This is a genomic window from Pseudomonas sp. BF-R-19 (assembly GCF_019956445.1).
In the GTDB taxonomy this organism is placed as follows: Bacteria; Pseudomonadota; Gammaproteobacteria; order Pseudomonadales; family Pseudomonadaceae; genus Aquipseudomonas; species Aquipseudomonas fluorescens_BH.
In genome coordinates this window covers 12,579-32,245 of sequence record NZ_JAHBDN010000082.1, presented here as the reverse complement: position 1 = coordinate 32,245, position 19,667 = coordinate 12,579, and the positions used below count along the sequence as shown (strand labels likewise).

Below are 19,667 nucleotides of genomic sequence, written 5' to 3'. Positions count from 1 at the left end.
CGCAGGCTTTGGCGGAACGCTTCGGACTCCTCGTCCAGCGGCGGCTCGCAGGTCCAGGGGCCGAACTGTACCTTGGGCTCGGCAGGCCATTGCTGCGGGGGCAGATTGGGAGTATTCATAAGCTTGACTCCTGTTGTACTTATATTTATTGACGTCGCCGGCCGCCAGACCGGCGAAGATGAAATCACTTGCCGGCCGCTTCTAGCTTGCCCAAGGAGAAATCAGACTCCTTGGCACCCTTTCGGTTGATGACGTAGGTGGAAACGAAGTTGGTCGAGTGCTGGCGCTTGAAGTCGATCTGCTGGCCCTGCACCGGCAGGATCGCCTTGTAGCCGTCTTCACCGGTAATCGGCTGTTGCTGAAAATGATGGAATCGCCAGAACTCACCGTTCTTGTCGTAGATCTCGGACATCAACGGGCGGTTGGCCTGCACGTCCACGTAAAGAATCTTCTTGCCGTAGGGGTGGGCGTCCGGCGGTGTGCCTTCGAGCACCCACACTTCGCGCGGCTGCCAGCCCAGTTTAGGGCTGGGGTTCCAGTACGGTGGGTTGCTCACATCTTGCAACGGAAACTGGGCGGCCGGCTCCTTCTCACCGACGCCAACGGTCTGCGGGGTGTCGGTCGCCGCGAGGATCCAGCGTTTGCCGATCAGCTTGACGCTCTTGTACCAGTTGGGCGGCGAGTCCCAGAGGTCGAGGTCGTCACCGAGCACGTCCAGCCCGCCTATCGGGTCCATCCAGGCGTTGCCGGAGATGCGCCGCACGCGGCGCACCGACTTCACGTAGGCCCAGACGTCGTCGTTTTTGAAGCCGTCGGCATAACGCTTGGTGTAGGTACCGATACCCTTGATGTCCTGGGGTGCCTCGGCGAACAGCAAGGTGTTCTGCAGCATGAAATCGTCGCCGATAGCGGCCGGCCCATTGAGCCTGCCGCGGGTGTAGAAGCGATCCAGGTGATAGCGTTGTACCCGTTCCAAGCCCTTCTTGGCGTCAATCAGAAGGTAGTGGAAGTTCTTCAGTTCTAGCGAGTCGCCCATCGGCCGACCGTAGATGAAGTTCCACACGATCTTGTCGCCGGCGTCCGGGTCGTTGACGTCGATTTCCGGGTACGGAACGCCCTTCTCCCAGCCTTGCACGGTGCGCGTGGCCTTATCGAAACCGACCTTGCCGGCGTTGGCCGCAGCTGCAGCCAGGTATGCCGGGTCGAGCTCCACACGTTTGGAGGGCGCCAGGGTCAGGCCCAGGTTGTAATTGCGGATCTGCCACTGCACCTTGTCGGTCAACAGTTGGTTGAGCGGTTTGCCCTCGAAGGTGTCATTCAGCACCTTGTCGAGGTTGCTTTTGTCCACCAGAGTGCCGGCGGGCAGCTTGGCGGCCAAGGCAGTAGCACTTACGGCCAGCAGGGCGCAGCTCAGCGCCGCGTATTTGAAGAGTTTCATTGGTCAGCAGCTCCAGGTCAGAATTGGCGGGTCAAACGCAGTACAAACTGGTCGTGGTTGTCGAGATAACCGAACAGGCGGGTATTGCCCTGGCCTTGGGCCTCGGCTGCGTCGTCGCTGCCGCGCCCGGCAGCGAAGAACAGATCAGCCTCAGTGCGTAGACGCCAGTTATCGCCGATGGCGAATTCCACGGCGGGAATAAGGAAGCCACCCTTGTTGTTCACGTCGACGCCAGCGGCCAACGAGGGGTTGATGGTGTCGTTGCGGTAGTTGGTTTGCAGCACGGTGGTGAACAGAGTGGTGTCACGCTTCTTCTTCGCACCAAACGCTGCCAGCTCAACCAGATCGTCATCGCTGTCGAAGCCGAGCACGCGGGTGTTGAACAACTGCATGGAGAGGAACGACGGACGGCTGGTGCCAAGCACGCTGATCAGGTCCACGGTCTTGTCCATGCGCAGCATGGTGGTCAGGGTGTCTTTACGTAGCAGCCCGGCGAAGCCCGGCGGTACCGCGCCACCGAACAAAGTCTCGCTGCCCTGGTTGAAGGCGACGTCCTGGGTGTAGACCACCTCGGTGGAAAACACCGCATCCGCCGCGGGCACGTAGGTGCTGGCTGTTGCGCCCCACACGGTGATCTCGGGGTGGAAGACATCGCCAAGTACCCCCTTAGGCGCTTTTTTGTAAGGATTGAAACGTGAATTGATTACCGGGTCGCCCTGGTAGGACTTGAGCCAAGCCAGCGAGTAGTTCACATCACCGGCGATCCCCGACCAACGCAGCCCGCCAGTGACTTTTTCGCTATCGCCTTCGGGGTGCTTATAGTCGGTATCCAACAGCGAAAAGAAGTCGGTTCCACGATAAGGCTGAGGAGCCCAGCGGCCACCATAGAAGTCGACGTTGTTGCCGATGGCGTTTTGCGCATCCAGCCCTGGACGTACCAACACCTGTAACGAACCCTCAAGCTCCGGCACCTGGACGATCGTATTCAGCATGATGAGGGGCTTGCGCAGCTCCTCGTTCTCCGGCTCAAGGAACGAACGCCAGCGATAGTCGAAGCCCTGGACCACGTCCATGGCGCGGAAGAAGTCGGTCTCGCCCCAGACCACCTGCTGCTTGCCCACGCGGAACTTGACCCGGTCGTACTCGTAATCGAAGTAGAACTCGCGCAATTCGGCCCGGTCGTACTGATCCATCAGGTCGCTGCCGCGCCCGCGAAACCCAGTGTTGACCATGGAACGGTTGATATCCTGCAGATCATCCTGATAGTTGGTCATCCATTCCTTGTCGAAACGAGTAATGGCCTTCCAACTCAGGGGGCCGGTGACGGCGTCGGCGTCCAGCAGCAGCGAGCCACGCGTCATGGACAGCTTGCCCTTGTCGTCGGCGCGGGTTTCCGGCGCGTCCTTCAAGTTGAAGGACGACCAGCCCCTGAGATAGCCGCCCAGGCTGAAGCCGAACTCGTCGTTGCCGTAGTCCATTGCCTGCCCCAGGGAAGGCAGTAGACCCAGCGGCAGCAAGGCGAAGGCCCAGGACGACTTGCAGGCCTGTCTTTTCAATTGCATCGTTAACACCTCTGATTGTTCTTATTGATGGAGGTACCGCTCAGTACTAACCGTCAAAGGGCCGGTTCGGAGTTAAAGTCGCGCAGCTCCTCTTGGTGCTGCGCGGCAAAGATGAAGTCGGGTTTGAACACCAACGCGAGCGCCGGTATGACGAACAGCGATGTGAAGGCGGAGACCATCAGCCAGAGGCCGATCAACAGGCCCATTTCGGCCTGGAAACGCAGCGAGGAGAAGGCCCAGAGCATGACCCCTGCGGCCAGCGTGAAGGCCGTCAGCAGCACGCCGCGCCCGGCGGAGCCGATGGACTGCAGCACGGCTTCAAGGGGACTCGCTTTGGGGTATTTCTCCAGGTATTCCTTGATCGAGTCGACGATGTAGAAGGCGTAGTCCACACCCAAACCGATACCCAGCGCGACCACCGGCAGAGTGCTGATGCTCATACCAATGCCCTGCCAGGACATGAAGGCGAAGGTGACCACGTTGGACACCAGCACCGGGATGATGAAGAAGATGCCGCTGACCGAAGAGCGGTAGACCACCAGACAGCAGAGCACCACGACCAGGAACGCCAGGGCGATGGCCTCGATCTGGTCCCGCAGCAGCACCTCGTTGACCGCCGCAATCACCCCCAAGCCGCCGCCTGCGAGTTTTACCTCGGCCTTCTCCAACGGGTTCTCGGCGATAAAGCGCTTTGCGTAGTGCACCGCGTTGCGCAGGGTGTCGCCCTTGTGGTCTTGAAAGAAAAAGGTAATCGCGCCGTTCTGGAACTGCCGGTCGGCGTATTGCGCCATGTCCTCGGGGGCGGCGCCCTGCAGGTAGAAGTTGATCAGCTCGCCGTTCTCGGTCTGCGAGGCACCCAACTCGCGGTAGCGCGGGTTACCTTCATAGAGGTTGCGGCGGATGTCCACCACCAGGTCGGCCAGCGACACGCTGCCACCTATCTCCGGCTGGCGCTCCATATAGCGCGAGAAGCGCTGCGCCCAGTCCAGCACCTCAGGAGCTTTGAGCGCATCCGGCCCACTACCCTCGATAACCACGAACATCTGCTCGGAGCCGGGGTACAGGCGGTTGATCAAAGCACTGTCGCGGTTGAACGATGCATCACGCCAGAGAATCGGCGAACCGTCGCTGGCATCCCCAACCTGAATCCGCGAAGCCTCGACCAGCAACCCGGCGAGCAGCACTACACAAACAGGTGCTACTAGATAGCGGGCGCGGGAGGTAACTAGCAGGGAAGCCATCCGCAATACAGCAGCAAGAATAAAGTCGAGATTCAGCGGATGTACATAACCCTGCGGGCGACGAACCCAGGACAACATGATCGGCGTCATCACCACCGCAGACACCGCAATGCTCAGCACCCACACGGCCCCGATGATCGCCACCTTGTGCAGCAGCGGGATCGGCGTAAGCATCACGCAGAGAATGGCACCCGCGTCGGCATAGAGCCCGAGCATACTGGGGCGGAACAGTTCCGCCATGGACTGCTCAGCGGCGCGGCGAGACTCCACCTGATCGTCTAGCACTAAGTCATCGTAACGGGTGATCAACTGCACCGAGTGCGAGAAGGCACGCGCAGTGATGATAAAGGCCACAACGACCACCAGAGGGTCCAAGTTGTAGCCCAGTAGTGCGCTGATGCCCAGCGCCCAGATACCGGATATGCCCCCCGCCAGCAGCGGCAGCAGCGTACCGCGCCAGGTTCTACTAAAGATGAACAGCAACACCAGCATCGCTGCCAGCGAAAATAGTGAAAGCGTCAAAGTCTCGGGTAAGTAGTTGGCTACCCAGCCATACAATACCGGTTCACCGACCAAGTGCAGGGTGACCTGATCTTTGATTGGCGAGGCATCGAGGATTGCCTGGACTTGGGGAAAAATTGCCTTGTAATTCACCAGTTGGTCATAGAAATCCACCTGGATAAGGGTCGAACTGAACGCACGATCCACGAACAGGCCATAGACCATCGAGTTACTGAGAATCGCCTGACGCAACTGATTAAGCTCGGCCTGCTCACGCGGCACCTGCTCCCCCATCAAGGGCTCGGTCACAATGCCTTCACTGGAGGCATTCACCCGCTTTAACTTACGTGAGGCAAGTGACACGATCTGCTGCGGATTCACCCCCTCCACTTTGCGCAATTCGCGAGTGATGCGCTGCACTTCTGCAAGGATGTCAGGCTGTATGATGTCCTTTCCTCGCGCCTTGACCAGGATCGTTACCCGATTGCCGGCAGCGAAGCTGTCCTTGTATGCCTGGTGCACCTGCACGTATGGGTGGTTATGCGGAATCATGTCCGCGAAACGGGTCTGAATGTCCAGACGAGTCAGACAGAGCGCGAAAAACAGGGTGATAAACCCAACGACAACGGTCACCGGCCCCCGATGTGCGATTGACCATTCGGCCAAGCGGGCTGCGAAATTCTTCAGTTTCCTCATGGCTGCATCCCCGCACTTACGACGGTTAGCTGCCCGCTATCGATGACGGCCAATTGCTGCCCCACCAACAGGTTGCCACCAGCGATCGGCAGAACACGGGTGAAGTAGCCCTTGCCCAACCCGCCAAACTCTAAAGCAGCATTGACCCACCCTCCGGCAGGCTTCCGGCTCTGGAAATAGGTGCCGTTGTCACCCACTACACTCCACAGCCCGTCCGCCACCATCACGTCACGCAGGTGATCGGATGTGAAGCGCGAGAGGGCTTTCCAGCTATCCCCTCCGTCCTGGCTGACATAGATATGCCCGGCATTACCGACGGCGACGCCAACCTGACCATCGAAGGAAACAGAGCGCAGGCTCTCGCTACCCAGCTCTTGTGTCGTCCAGCTCAGTCCGCCATCACGACTGCGCAGCAGACGCCCGAACTCTGCGGCGATCCATAGATCATTCCCAACACCCTGACGAATAGTGTTGAAGGCGACATCCTGCTCTTTGCCGACCCTTTCCCAGGTACCGGCTCCCGGCCCCGAACGGAACAGAGCCCCCGCCTCACCAGTAACCCAGAAGTGTCCATCGATGAAGGCAACATCCAGCAGCTTTCCGCCGATCTCGCTGACGGGTAGCGGCGTATTGCGCCAGGCTTGCCCAGGCGCTTTCAGCCATAAATCGCCATGATTTCCGACCGTCACCACAACCCCGTCCGGGGAAACTGCCACGGCTTGCAGGTTGCGCCGACTAGGCAACACCTCGCGACTCCAGCGTGTCGCACCCTCTACACCGTGCAGCACAGCGCCATCCTGGCCAACCACCCAAAGCGATGTCAAATCACCTGCCGCACCAAAAAACATATCGCGCTGTTCTACTACCGGCTGCAGCAAGGGCGCAGCATCGACGGCCGGCTTGATGAAAACTGCTGCATAGGCCAGGCCGGCGATCAGCCCCCAAGGGGAAAGACGCGCCACCCACGACAACACCGCTCCCCCACCGTGATGCTTAAGCGCACTGCACGGCACAGACTGGGACGACGCTTCGTGACTCGTAGAAGAGACAACTGCACAAACAGGCCGGCAGGCAGAGTCTGGTGAATTGGTATCTAGAAGGGCTTGCTGGTTTCGCATGGGGGACACCGGTAGTTATTCTTATTTGTGGCACCGATCATGGCGCCGCAACAGTACCCGGACGTCCACCCGGCGCAGGTGGTAGGTGGGGGGAAACCACCTACCATGCCGAGCCTTGACTTATTCGTCGCCGTTCATCATTGCCCTGGCCTGCTGAGTTGCTTCGGTAGTGCGAATGGCCAAGGTGCGCACTTCGTCCGCCACCACGGCGAACCCCCGGCCGCACTCCCCTGCACGCGCGGCTTCGATGGCGGCGTTGAGCGCAAGCAGATTGGTCTGTGTCGCGATTCCCTGGATCGAGGTCACGATAGCCCCGAGCTTCTTCAGGCTATCCTGCAGCGCCTCATGCTGATGCGTCTGTATTTTCCGCAGCTCGGCCTCCTCGTACTCGTTCTGTATGTCGATCAGAGAGCCAATCACTCTAAACGGGGTGCCATCGCTGTTTCTCTGAGCGAGCCCACGCGCTCGGAACCAGCGGTAGCCCCCATTCTTGAGCTGCAGCCTGTAAGTGAGTTCAAGGAGCCCATCCGCCCCGGGGTCCACCATGTAGGCAGCAAATGCGCCGATGCTGCCTTGTCTGTCCTCAGGATGGAGTCGTGACGCCCAACTGTTCAGCTCCCTGGGGAAGTCCTCGGCCCTCTCGAAGCCTAGCAACTGCAGGAACTGCGGCGACCACCAGATCTCGTTTCGCGGATTGACCGGATCTCCCGCGACGACTTCCATACCCCAGAGAGCATCGTGGATGGTTTCGAGTACCATTTGAAAACGGACCCTGCTCATCTCCAACTCAGCGGACTGGTGCCTGGAAACCTCAATATCTCGCAACGCGCACAACAGGCGAACCGGATTCCCACAGTCGTCTCGACAGACACCACTGCGAGCCAAAAACCACCGATAGTCGCCGGATGCCACCCGCATGCGATGCTCGAACGACCAATGAGTCATATTTGCGCACCCGGCCAGCCAATCGTTCAACGACTGCAGCAGGAGATGTCGATCATCCGGATGCACACGCACCAGCCATTGGCCTAAACGAGTCGGAACAGCCGAACCGAACAATCCTCTCAACCTGGACGAAAGAACCAGCTCACTCCGCAGGTCAAGAGACTGGCCTTCACCAATGGAAGCCTCCCAGAAGCCGTCATCAACGCTAGATTCCAGCAACCGAAAGCGATCATCCGCCAGATGATGCCGAGACCTGAGCACTGAATGTCCCTCTTCCAGCCGACGAAGTTCGGCTGATACCTCAGCATGCATTCCTTCCAGCTCGGCCAGGCGGTTCCGGACGCGCTCCAGCGCCTGCCCCGCCCGAAAGGCAAGTTGCCGGTCGTTTATCTCGGTACCAAGTACCTCCTCATCGAGCAACCCCGTCAACTGCAGTAACGTTTTCCTCGCAAGGCGTGCAGCAGAAAAAAAGAACATGGACTACCCCTGAAAGAATGCAGACATCACCCAGCGCGTCGTGATCAATGGAAAAGCGGCAAGGAGGCGCTAGGTAAAAAAGAGCGGTGCCATGAGTAGCACCGTCCAACGCTCAAATCGGTTCATTCAGCCTGGCCACTGCGAGCTGATAAGGTGTCGGGAGGCTTGCTCGCGCGCTCACGTATTTATCGCTAAAACAGCGAGCCCGACTGCAACCCCAGGCAACAGGGGGGGGTGAGAGTAATACCCAGCGCGACTTGTCCCGTGGTCTCAAGCGATGTCAATCGTGCCAAGGTAAGACCCGCCCCTCTTCCCCCAATGCAGGTGGTAAAAGGGTGGCGCGAGTTGCAGGCAGGTGTATTAGCTGCTTCGGCGCTCGCCCCAGCAGCTCGTGGCATGGTCGTACTCATCCGGCCCTACGTCCAGTTCCGCCACGCCGAGGGCGTAATCGGCGCCTACTTCCAGGGCGAGTTCGTCGGCAACGCTCCGGCGGGTTACTGCATCGTGCCGCGGGGCTGGTATCTGGGTGCCCCTCCCGAACCAAGACAGAGCAAAACAATACCCCCCCGGCTGATCTCTGATCAGACCGAGACACTTTGGCTTTGATCAGAACTGCGCGGCGTCCAGCAGGTACAACGATTCGCTGCCGGCTTTGACCGAAGCGGTCAGCGAGTGGGTGCGCGGCAGCAGGCGGGCGAAGAAGAAGCGCGCGGTGCCCAGTTTGGTCCGGTAGAACTCGTCCTGGTCGTGCTTGGCCAGCGCGGTGCGTGCCATCAGGGCCCACATATAGGCGTAGGCGGTGTAACCGAACACCTGCAGATACTCCACCGAGGCGGCGCCGACTTCGTTCGGGTCGGCCTTCGCCCGATCCAGCAGATGGCTGGTCATCAGCTCCAGGTTGGCGATGGCAACTTTCAGTGGGTTGACGAACTCGGCCAGGGAAGCGTCAGCGCTGTCGGTGAAGGCCTTGATCTCTTCAGCGAAGTGTTCGTAGAACGCCCCACCGCTGCCGACCACTTTACGCCCGACCAGATCGAGGGCCTGGATGCCGTTGGTGCCTTCGTAGATCTGGGTGATGCGACAGTCGCGGATCAACTGCTCCTGGCCCCACTCGCGGATAAAGCCGTGGCCGCCGAAGATCTGCTGGCCGTGCACGGTGGTTTCCAACGCCATATCGGTGAGGAAGGCCTTGGCGACGGGCGTGAGCAGCGCCACCAGCTCTTCCGCTCGTTTGCGCACCGCGGCATCGATGCTGTATTTGGCAGTGTCCAGCTGCATGGCTACGTAGCTGGAGAAGGCACGACCGCCTTCGTTCAGTGCTTTCATGGTCAGCAGCATCCGCCGCACGTCCGGGTGCACGATGATCGGGTCGGCGGCTTTGTCCTTGGCCACCGGGCCGGTCGGCGCACGGCTCTGGATACGGTCGCGGGCGTATTCCACTGCGTTCTGGTAGCTGCGCTCACCCAGGGACAGGCCCTGGATACCCACGCCCAGACGCTCGTAGTTCATCATGGTGAACATGGCGGCGAGGCCCTTGTTCGGCGCATCGACGATCCAGCCGGTGGCACCATCGAAGTTCATCACGCAGGTGGCCGAGGCCTTGATGCCCATCTTGTGTTCGATGGAGCCGCAGGACAGGGCGTTCCGCTCACCCAGGGAACCGTCGGCATTGACCATAAACTTCGGCACCAGGAACAGCGAGATGCCTTTCGGGCCCGCCGGGGCGTCCGGCAGCTTGGCCAGCACCAGGTGGATGATGTTCTCGGTCAGGTCGTGCTCACCGCCGGTGATAAAGATCTTGGTGCCGGAAATCTTGAAGCTGCCATCGGCCTGCGGCTCGGCCTTGGTGCGGATAATCCCTAAGTCGGTGCCGGCGTGCGGCTCGGTCAGGCACATGGAGCCCGCCCAAGCGCCGGCGTACATGTTCGGCAGGTATTTCTCTTTCAGCTCTTCGCTGGCGTGGGCGTTGATCGATAGACAGGCACCGGCGGTCAGCATCGGATACAGACCGAACGACAGGTTGGCCGAGTTGACCATTTCCTCGACCTGCGCCGAGATCGCCTTGGGCATACCCATGCCGCCAAATACCGGGTCGCCACCGACGCCCACCCAGCCGCCTTCGGCGTAGGTGCGGTAGGCCGCCGGGAACCCGGCGGGGGTCTTCACCGCACCGCCTTCCCAAGAGCAACCTTCTTCGTCGCCGCTACGGTTGAGCGGAGCAATCACGCCACCGGTGACCTTGCCGGCTTCTTCTAGGATGGCGGCGGCAGTGTCTTCGTCCACCACCTCGGCCAGGGCCGGCGACTGGGCCCACAGCTTGGATACTTCGAACACTTCATTGAGAACAAAACGCATGTCACGCAGGGGGGCTTTGTAGTCAGCCATGATGGAGTCTCGCGGATAGTCAATGGGCATTACACATGCCTGCGGTTGAAAAAATCAGTACCGCGCGGCGGCGTCACTGGGATATGAACAGGTGATCACGACGCTCTATGGCCCGAGCACGACGGACAAGGCACCGAGGCCATTGCGCCGATTAACGCCCGCCTCTGCTCGGTCAATAGCGCACAGTGCGTGCTGCCGCTCGGCAGCGGTGTTCAGCCAGACCACCAGCCCTTGCACGAAGGCCTTGAGCATCGCGGTGGGTGCCGTGGCGCCAGCTGCCTGCAAGCGCTGCAGAAACTTGTCCTCGTAACTGCAGCGCAACAGCAGGATCTTCCGCTGGTGTGCCGGGGCCAGGCAACGGAACTCCTGCTCGGACATCAGAAAATGCAGGCACCGCCGCTCATGCAGGGCGATAAGGTCGTCCACGCTCGCTAGCGGAACGGACGAGCGAACGCGACCAGAGCTGGTTTGGCTACGTCCTATGGAGATCTGGGATCTGGGATCTGGTCAAATAGTCAATAGGTCTAAACGACTGCCTTAACCATATCTTCGATGACCTTCTTGGCGTCGCCGAAAACCATCATGGTTTTGTCCAGGTAGAACAGTTCGTTGTCCAGACCGGCATAACCGCTGGCCATCGAACGCTTGTTGACGATGATGGTCTTGGCCTTGAAGGCTTCGAGAATCGGCATGCCGGCGATTGGCGATTTCGGATCGTTCTTCGCCGCCGGGTTGACCACGTCGTTGGCGCCGAGCACCAGCACCACGTCGGCCTGACCGAACTCGGAGTTGATGTCTTCCATCTCGAACACCTGGTCGTATGGCACCTCAGCCTCGGCCAGCAGCACGTTCATGTGGCCGGGCATCCGACCGGCTACCGGGTGGATCGCGTACTTCACGGTCACGCCGCGATGGGTCAGCTTCTCGGTCAGCTCCTTCAGCGCGTGCTGTGCCCGGGCTACCGCCAGACCGTAGCCCGGAACGATGATCACGGTGTCGGCGTTGGTCAGCAGGAAGGTCGCGTCGTCAGCCGAACCGGATTTCACCGGGCGAGCTTCTTTCGAGCCGGCAGGACCGGCCGCGTCTGCCGTGTTGCCGAAACCGCCGAGCAATACATTGAAGAACGAACGGTTCATCGCCTTGCACATGATGTACGAGAGGATCGCACCGGACGAGCCCACGAGGGAGCCTGCAATGATCAGCATCGAGTTGTTCAACGAGAAACCGATACCTGCCGCCGCCCAGCCGGAGTAGCTGTTGAGCATCGACACCACGACCGGCATGTCAGCGCCGCCGATCGGGATGATGATCAGCACGCCGAGCACGAAAGCCAGGGCCAGCATCAGCGCGAAGGCGCTGAGGTTACCGCTCAGCATGAAGGTGATGCCCAATGCCAGTGTCGCCAGGCCCAGCAGCAGGTTCAGCTTGTGCTGACCGCCAAACTGTACCGGTGCGCCCTGGAACAGGCGGAACTTGTACTTGCCCGCCAGTTTGCCGAAGGCAATGACAGAGCCGGAGAAGGTGATCGCACCGATGGCCGCACCGAGGAACAGCTCCAGGCGGTTACCGGCAGGGATCGAATCGCCCAATTGCTTGACGATACCCAGCGATTGCGGCTCGACGACAGCAGCGATGGCGATGAACACGGCGGCCATACCGATCATGCTGTGCATGAAGGCGACCAGTTCCGGCATCTTGGTCATTTCAACGCGTTTGGCCATGATCGAACCAACCGTGCCGCCGACCAGCAGGCCGACGATCACGTAGACGATGCCGTCATGGGCCAGCTCGGCACCGAGCTTGTAGATCAGGCCGACCGTGGTCAGGATCGCCAGGCCCATGCCGAGCATGCCGAACAGGTTGCCGCGACGCGACGTGGTTGGGTGCGAGAGGCCCTTGAGCGCCTGGATGAAGCAGACCGAGGCGATCAAATACAGGGACGTAACCAGGTTCATGCTCATGCTTGCTGCACCTCAGCCTTGACTGCTTCGGCCTTGGCTGCCGGAGCTTTTGCAGGAGCCGCTTTCTTCTTGAACATTTCCAGCATGCGCCGGGTCACCAGGAAGCCACCAAATACATTGACCGCAGCCAGAGCCACGGCCAGGGTGCCCATGGTCTTGCCCAGCGGGGTCACGGTGAGGGCGGCGGCGAGCATGGCGCCGACGATGACGATGGCCGAGATGGCGTTGGTCACAGCCATCAGCGGTGTGTGCAGTGCAGGTGTCACGTTCCAGACCACGTGGTAGCCGACATAGATGGCCAGCACAAAGATGATCAGGTTGTAGATACCGTGAGAGATCAGCATGTCTTCCATTGTTTTTATCCTCAGCCGTTCTTGCGCACGATCTGGCCGTCGCGGCACATCAGGCACGCGGCGACGATATCGTCTTCGAGGTTGATCACCAGCTGTCCTTCTTTATCGAACAGCAGCTTCATGAAGTCCAGCAGATTGCGGGCATACAGTGCCGAAGCATCGGCCGCCACGGCGCCGGCCAGGTTGGTCGGGCCAACGATGGTCACGCCATTCTCGACGACCACCTGATCGGCCACGGTCAGCGGGCAGTTGCCGCCCTGGGCGGCCGCGAGGTCGATGACCACCGAGCCCGGTTTCATCTGCGCCACGGTTTCCGCGCTGAGCAGCGTCGGTGCCTTGCGGCCCGGAATCAGTGCGGTGGTGATGACGATGTCAGCCTGTTTGGCGCGTTCGTGCACGGCCAGGGCCTGACGTTGCATCCAGCTGGCCGGCATTGGCCGCGCGTAACCGCCGACACCAACGGCGCATTCACGCTCTTCATCGGTCTCGTAAGGCACGTCGACGAATTTGGCGCCGAGGGATTCGATCTGTTCCTTTACCGCAGGACGCACGTCAGACGCTTCGATCACCGCACCCAGACGCTTCGCCGTAGCAATGGCCTGCAAACCGGCCACGCCAGCGCCAAGAATCAACACACGCGCCGCTTTTACGGTGCCCGCAGCCGTCATCAGCATCGGCATGAAGCGCGGATAATGGTGAGCGGCTAACAACACGGCTTTATAGCCGGCGATGTTGGCCTGGGACGACAGCACATCCAGGCTCTGGGCGCGAGAGGTGCGCGGCGCAGCTTCCAGCGCAAACGCGGTAATGCCGCACTCGGCCAGCTTGGCGATGGTTTCATTGTTGAACGGATTGAGCATCCCCACCACAACGGTGCCGCGCTTGATGAGCGCCAACTCGCTGTCGCTGGGGGCGACGACCTTCAAAATCAGATCTGCACCAAACGCGTCGCCGACGCTGCCAATGGCTGCGCCTGCGGCTTCATAGGCACTGTCGACAACGCTGGCATTGATGCCGGCGCCGCTTTGTACAGTGACTTTATGACCCTGGCCGATCAGCTTCTTGATGGTTTCCGGGGTAGCAGCGACCCGTGTTTCACCGGAATGCGACTCAAGAGGAACACCGATTTTCACATATAACTCCATACGAAATATTAATCCAGCACACGACTGGAACACCTACATGATGCATTGGCGACTCGCCGGGTAATAAAATTTCATTTCCCGTCCAAGCGCTTCCACGGCATGAAAACCTAGTTTTTTCTATTAGCCAAAACAACTAAAATCATTTCCTAAAAGTGGTAAACAACGCCAAAATCTAAAGAATCGCCACGAGCTCCAACATTCACTCCTGTGCTAGGGCCACTGCCATGCAGTTCGTCATTTTTGGAGTAAAGATAGCTTCCGGTAAACTCCCACCCATTACCAACTCGGTAATTCGAACCTATGCTGTACTGATTGTATTGCGACATAGGCGCCAACGTTACAAAAGTTACCTGGCTATCTGGGATAAATTTTTTGGAAAACGGGGCACCGCAGCCTTTCTTCTATTGTTGTTTTTGTTTTATTTGGATGTTCCTTACTTACAAATTTGTTTAGTATTTTCCAAGATCGGACTTATCTACTACGCCTTGTGTAACGAAGGGGGCCTTATTGCTCGATGACGACTCAGGAAGTTGATGAACAGCAGGCTGTAGAGCACATCGCCTATCAGAAGCACTGGCAATTGCCAGCCAATGTTTCCGACTAACCAGTGAGTGAATATCGTAAGTACGGCCAGGCTCTTTCCCAGGACTCCGAGGACGATATAAGGCCTGCCACGTATAGGGTCGATTGCAGCGTAGAGATATGCGGCACCGAAGGTGGCGACGAGGGCCAGTGCCAAGTCACGCATGGCAAGGTTGCTGCCGCTAGCGCTATCAAGCTGAAGTAGCGCACTAAGTTGGGTGTTCAGGAGCAGAAAGCAAAGTACAAAGGACCAGTTGAAGAGGGCGGCAGTGCCCATAAGCCAGCGAGTATGGATAATCATTGTTCGAATTCTCAGTGGTTGGATTAGGCACGGCCTGGGTCAATCAATATGGCCTGCGTGCTCATGCTGTTGATTTCACCTGTGCGTCTGAGTGTTTAGCGGGGGCTTCGCTCAGACTGACAAATACCAGCCTAAGCCGCAGTCGTTAAGCCCACTAGACGCTGTTCATGTCTGCTGAGCGCAACTCCACCCCGCGCTCTTGCAATCCGTCCATTTTCTCTGCTTTTCCTCACCGAACAAAAAAATGCCAGATGAGGACTTTTCGCTGGCATTACCTTCTCGAAGCAATACGCGAACATTGAAGAGGTCATGTGCCAATAGTTCTTTGACACAGGCACCTACCTGCCACGCCTGTGGCCGAGAAGACCGTTACTGTTTTTCTTGTCATTTTGAAATCCTTGGAGTGCCATCAACTGGTGCAAAGCTGATTGCGTTCGATTCCAAGGATATGAGAATCGGCTGTATTCACATCCCCCATAGACGGGGGGAAAGTGGGGGGCTGAACGATGGCAATGCAGGGTAATCCCCCCATTTTTAGGGATGCTCCGATCAACTTGCCGTGCAGCGGTGGCGAGCCGAAATCTCCTCGGCACTCAGCGCTGAGCGCTGAAAAGCACACGATTTATCGGGGGTTCAGGGCTTTTTCGCCCAGCCTCCGTGTTAAGCGCGCAACTCGCCCATATCCCAGAGCGCATCGTGGATAGTTTCGAGGGTGAGCTGGAAACGCAGCATGCTGACTTCCAGCATGGCGGACTGCTGTCTGCCAACCTCGATATCCCGCAGTGCACACAGCAAATGACTGGTCCTGACACGCCCATCACGGGTGATCTCATAGCGCGCCAAGAACCAGCGATACTCACCCGAAGTCACTTCCAGGCGGAACTCCATCTGACAACAAGCAGTTTCTGTGCTGCCCTTTACACAGGCCAACATCCCCTGCCGCAGGGTCTGCCGGTCATCTGGATGCACGCGCTCAAACCAGCCGTCCAACCGGGCTGGCGCGTAGTGCCCGAACAAGGCCCCCGACCTTGTCGAGAGAACAAGTTCGCTATTCATATCCGGCAGATGACCCTCAGCCATCGATATTTCCCAGAAGCTTCATTGACGCAGGACACCAGCCGATCGAAGCGCTCCTGGGCGAGCCTGTGCGTGGATTGCAAGCCGACGTTACTCGCTTCGAGACGGTGCTGCTCGAGCAAGCCTCGCGCATTCATCTGCTCGAGTTCGGTCAGGCGTTGCTGCATCTGTCGCAGCACCAACTCTGCCTGCCGGGCGAGCTGCCGGTCGGATAGCGCAAGCGGGCGCGCCACCTCGCCTTGCATCCCGACGAGTTGCTGTAACGTATTTCTGACCATGCGTGCAGTGGATATAAAGAACATGGAGACTACCTGTCAGGTGCTCGCCCCGGCATGACTCTGCGAAAACGATGCAAGGAAGTGCGCGAGGCGCGAGGAAAGAAAAAAGAGTGGCACCGGAGCGGTGCAACCCAACGCTCAAACTGGATCACTGGGCCAGATAGCCGCCATCGACGACCAGGTCAGTCCCGCTCGCGCGGCATGCTTAAGCCCCAGGAACACCCCGGATACATTGAAATCGTGCAATAGCCTGAAATCCTCCAGACTGGTCTAGGTGATTAACTCGACCTGTTCGATGCCTGCGTTTTTTACCAGTACATCCAGACCGCCGCAGGACTCGACAGTCGCTCGCACGACGGACTCTCAATCCACTCCCTGGTGACGTCGTGCTTCATCGCTACGGCATCACCATCTTGATTGCGGATACGCCCAGCGACAACCTCCGCCGCGCCCCTCTGAATATCACTCACAACCACCCTGGCCCCGGCATGGGCCATCGCCTCTGCAGTTGCTGCCCCCCCCCTTGATGACGACAACCAGCAACGACATAGCGACAAGCAGTGCGAGACAGGCCAATTGAAAAAGGCCACAAAAAGGTATAACCGACGAGCACCGCGGATCATTGGGCAGACCCTCTCAGGCATTTGCGTACTGCATGCCGTCAGCACTCCAGATGCCACAGTGACGACCGCTGACACCCTCGGACCACGGGGCAAGGGAGGAGCTCTGGGCAGTACGCGATGCAATTTATTGTTGTGGTTCCAAGCCACTCCAACCGTACCAAGTGTAATCGCAGCCCCCCTCCCCCAATGCAGGTAGCAAACGGGGGGAACTGCTGCATCAGCGATGTAGGTCAGGCGGTATCTGCGCGACTCAACCGTAGGACTGCATGGCAATATGCAGCTTTACTCTCCTCAATCAGTGGACAGCGACCTGCTTGACAAGACATCAACATCTTCATGTTTACGTGAAGGTAAACAACAGAACAGCCTTCATGCCTATCACCCATTCCATCTGGAACGGCACCACTTACCCTGGCAAGCGATGCTCGCCACGTATTGCGTGACGAGGCCCTTCCACCGCTGAGACAACACTCCCCCCATCGGCTACCCGCCCTTGGGGGAATGTTCACGACACTTACCCATCTACCCTTGCTTGGCGCTTGAGCATCTGCGCTCCAGTTGTCGCCATTCGAAGGAAACTACCATGACAAGAAAAACAGTAACGGTATTCTCGGCCACCGGCGTGGCGGGCACGGCCTGCGTCGAAGAGCTGCTCGCCCAAGAGGTGTTTGACGTCCGCGTCCTGTTGCGTCAGGGCGACGCCCCCGAGAAGTCCTCGCTGGGCGTCAGCCAGCCCAGCGCCGAAAAGCAGAGGAAGTGGGCGGACTGGCAGGCGCGCGGCGTCGAGCTGCGCGAGGCGGACACCGCCAGCGCCGAATCGCTGATCCCCGCGTTGCGCGGCACCGACTACCTGGTCTCGTGCGTGCCGCTGAGCGCCACCGAAGCCCAGTACCCGCTGATCCACGCCGCGCGCGAGGCCGGCGTGGAGCGCTTCGTTCCGTCCGAGTTCGGCTTTATCTACGAGTGGGAAGCGCAGCAGACAATCAGCACCGTACATAGCCGCACTGCCCGGCTGAAGGTGTTCATCCGCCGCATGATCGAACTGGCCGGGCTGGACTACACCATCATCCCGTCGGGTCTATGGCCTGAGTACTACATGCTCGAACCGGTTGGCATCATGGGCGACGGCACGCAGAAGGTGGCCTGGTCCAGCGGCAAGGATCTGGGGCGCATCATTCCCCACGTGCTGGCGCACCCGGCCTCGCGCAATGCAGTCTGTCCAGTGGCGGCTACCGCCTACTGCACCTGGGACGAACTGCTCGATGCACGCGAGCGCGTGCTGGGGCGCAAGGTCGAACGCCGCTACCTGAATCACGAGCAATGGCAGGCGGCCTACGACGAGGCGCCCGACGGCCCACTGAAAACCCTTCATGGCATCGGCGTCGCCGCCACCGGCCAGCCCGAGGGCATGCCGCTGTGGGCCAACTGGAACAGCCTGCATCTGCCGCAGTTCCAGGGCACGCCGCTGGAGCAACTGTTCGCCGACTACATCGAGCCGTTCACCGCTGAGCTCCAAAAGTCGGTCAGCTGAGCCATCGGGCGCTCACCCAAGAACTATTCTAATTTCCTAGCAGCCTGTCGGGCTTTCCCCATCGCCGGTAGAGTTGCGCGTCGCTCCTGGAACCTGACTGTATGAGCCGTTTTCGACCGATAAAGACTGGCTGGCCCGAGTCACATTTGGCGCGCTACGTGGTGGAGGTCGTAGAGGGCCTGGATCTGTCGAAGCTGGAGAGCGCCTATGCGTGGCGAAACCCCGGTATGGAGCCTGCCTAAGTGACCTTTGTACTGATAGGTGCAAACACCCCGCAGTAATTATCAGCCAGAAATTACATAGGACAATAACAATGAAAAATTATGTAGCATTTACCGGCTTAATCGGCGCGGTAGGATGCTTTTTGCTCGGACCGTCAATCTGTCATGCAACTGAAAATGGCGGTACAGTCTGGCCTTTAGGAGTGCAGACTGTTCTCCCTGCAATTTTGCCAGCACTAGGAGAGACATCTCTGTATAGCTACACGGCATATTACAAAGCCGATAGCTTTAAAGACAATCGAGGTGACTCTGCTATCCCTGGGTTTAAGCTGGAGAACTTTGTCCAGGCGGTGAGGATAGTGCATACATGGGATGTAACATTTGACAACGGGGTAACTCTCAGTAGCGGTGTGATCGGCTCTGCAAACAAGATCAAGGTAGACGCTTTTGGTAGTAGCGATACAGATTCAGGATTTCAAGAGCTGTACCTGACACCACTCTATGTTGGGTATTCACCGTCGGAGAACTTGCACTTGCAGACAGGCTTCGGCGCCTTTGTACCATTGGGCAATTACGATGGTAGTAAGCTAGCCAACAGTCCAACTGGTAACGCAAGTTATACGCAGGAATTTGATCTGACCTGGTTCCCACATCCAAACTGGGAAGTTTCGGTTGCGCCTACCTTTACCATCAATGCGAAAAACGACAACACGGATTATCGCTCGGGTAACGTGTTCAACATTGATTACCTGCTTGGATACAGGTTGCAGTCGAATCCTAAGGTGCAATTAGGCTTGGTAGGCTACTACACCAAGCAGGTCACCGATGACCATTTCGATCACGGTGACGTAGAGGATGGGAATCGCCTTCGCAAATTTGCTATCGGCCCCCAGGTGTTTTACGCCTTTGATCAAACCTCCGGAGTAGCGCTGAAGTGGATGAAAGAAACCTCAGTCAGAAATGGTCCGAAGGGCGACTCTCTCTGGCTTGAGTTTGCTTTCCCGCTATGAACCGAGTTTCGCGTCAGCTGACATCAGGAGGTACCATGATTTCCACTCCCCTTATCCGATCTGCTCGACCTCTTACGTGGTCCAAGTAGAGCTCGCATCTTTAGTTTCTGCAGCGCTTGCAGGCGGCTGCCGCCACGGCACCCACCGCGACGCTCAAGGCCTGCGTGCAAGGGCTGGTGGTCTGGCTGAACACCGCTGCCGAGCGGCAGCACGCACTGTGCG

At 58.8% G+C, this 19,667-nt stretch carries 14 protein-coding genes and 2 pseudogenes; 2 read left to right on the top strand and 14 right to left on the bottom strand.

Annotated features, from left to right (window positions below; genetic code table 11):
- Positions 1–184: 184 nt before the first annotated feature.
- The 14 genes and pseudogenes from KGB28_RS24520 to KGB28_RS24455 all read right to left on the bottom strand — a co-directional run bounded on the left by KGB28_RS24520 (position 185) and on the right by KGB28_RS24455 (position 16,084).
- Entirely contained in the window at positions 185–1,438 is a 1,254-nt protein-coding gene (locus KGB28_RS24520) for a DUF1329 domain-containing protein (protein ID WP_223448241.1), read from the bottom strand.
- Between the two features lie 17 nt (positions 1,439–1,455).
- A complete protein-coding gene (locus KGB28_RS24515) occupies positions 1,456–3,000 on the bottom strand; it encodes a DUF1302 family protein (protein ID WP_223448240.1) in 1,545 nt (514 codons plus the stop codon).
- Positions 3,001–3,053: 53 nt separating this feature from the next.
- Positions 3,054–5,438 (bottom strand): efflux RND transporter permease subunit, encoded by a 2,385-nt coding sequence (locus KGB28_RS24510; protein ID WP_223448239.1) that lies wholly within the window; start codon positions 5,436–5,438, stop codon positions 3,054–3,056.
- Entirely contained in the window at positions 5,435–6,400 is a 966-nt protein-coding gene (locus KGB28_RS24505) for a WD40/YVTN/BNR-like repeat-containing protein (RefSeq protein WP_223448238.1), read from the bottom strand. The genes KGB28_RS24510 and KGB28_RS24505 overlap by 4 nt, the downstream gene beginning before the upstream one ends.
- Before the next feature lie 291 nt (positions 6,401–6,691).
- A pseudogene (locus KGB28_RS31890) lies at positions 6,692–6,898 on the bottom strand (methyl-accepting chemotaxis protein); the annotation flags it as partial.
- A 78-nt stretch (positions 6,899–6,976) separates the two neighbouring features.
- A pseudogene (locus KGB28_RS31885) lies at positions 6,977–7,813 on the bottom strand (PAS domain-containing protein); the annotation flags it as partial.
- 771 nt (positions 7,814–8,584) lie between these two features.
- Entirely contained in the window at positions 8,585–10,363 is a 1,779-nt protein-coding gene (locus KGB28_RS24490; RefSeq protein ID WP_223448237.1) for an acyl-CoA dehydrogenase C-terminal domain-containing protein, read from the bottom strand.
- Between the two features lie 105 nt (positions 10,364–10,468).
- The gene (locus tag KGB28_RS24485) at positions 10,469–10,789 is read right to left on the bottom strand and encodes a hypothetical protein (RefSeq protein ID WP_223448236.1); all 321 of its coding nucleotides are present in this window, start codon (positions 10,787–10,789) and stop codon (positions 10,469–10,471) included.
- 98 nt (positions 10,790–10,887) lie between these two features.
- Positions 10,888–12,324 (bottom strand): NAD(P)(+) transhydrogenase (Re/Si-specific) subunit beta, encoded by a 1,437-nt coding sequence (locus KGB28_RS24480; protein ID WP_223448235.1) that lies wholly within the window; start codon positions 12,322–12,324, stop codon positions 10,888–10,890.
- Complete coding sequence (locus KGB28_RS24475; protein ID WP_007992881.1) at positions 12,321–12,677, bottom strand: NAD(P) transhydrogenase subunit alpha; 357 nt, start codon at positions 12,675–12,677, stop codon at positions 12,321–12,323. The genes KGB28_RS24480 and KGB28_RS24475 overlap by 4 nt, the downstream gene beginning before the upstream one ends.
- Positions 12,678–12,688: 11 nt before the next feature.
- Complete coding sequence (locus tag KGB28_RS24470) at positions 12,689–13,810, bottom strand: Re/Si-specific NAD(P)(+) transhydrogenase subunit alpha (RefSeq protein WP_223448234.1); 1,122 nt, start codon at positions 13,808–13,810, stop codon at positions 12,689–12,691.
- A 490-nt stretch (positions 13,811–14,300) separates the two neighbouring features.
- Positions 14,301–14,705, bottom strand: a complete 405-nt coding sequence (locus KGB28_RS24465) for a hypothetical protein (protein WP_223448233.1) — start codon at positions 14,703–14,705, stop codon at positions 14,301–14,303.
- Positions 14,706–15,365: 660 nt separating this feature from the next.
- Positions 15,366–15,785 carry a PAS domain-containing protein gene (locus KGB28_RS24460; RefSeq protein ID WP_223448232.1) on the bottom strand — a complete coding sequence of 140 codons (420 nt, stop codon included), beginning with the start codon at positions 15,783–15,785 and terminating at the stop codon, positions 15,366–15,368.
- The gene (locus KGB28_RS24455; RefSeq protein WP_223448231.1) at positions 15,758–16,084 is read right to left on the bottom strand and encodes a hypothetical protein; all 327 of its coding nucleotides are present in this window, start codon (positions 16,082–16,084) and stop codon (positions 15,758–15,760) included. The genes KGB28_RS24460 and KGB28_RS24455 overlap by 28 nt, the downstream gene beginning before the upstream one ends.
- 1,182 nt (positions 16,085–17,266) lie before the next feature.
- Between KGB28_RS24455 and KGB28_RS24450 the strand changes: the two genes are divergently transcribed.
- Positions 17,267–18,214, top strand: a complete 948-nt coding sequence (locus KGB28_RS24450; RefSeq protein WP_223448230.1) for an NmrA family NAD(P)-binding protein — start codon at positions 17,267–17,269, stop codon at positions 18,212–18,214.
- Positions 18,215–18,527: 313 nt separating this feature from the next.
- Positions 18,528–19,445, top strand: coding sequence for a transporter (locus tag KGB28_RS24445; RefSeq protein WP_223448229.1), 918 nt, complete (start codon positions 18,528–18,530; stop codon positions 19,443–19,445).
- The last annotated feature ends 222 nt before the right edge of the window (positions 19,446–19,667 follow it).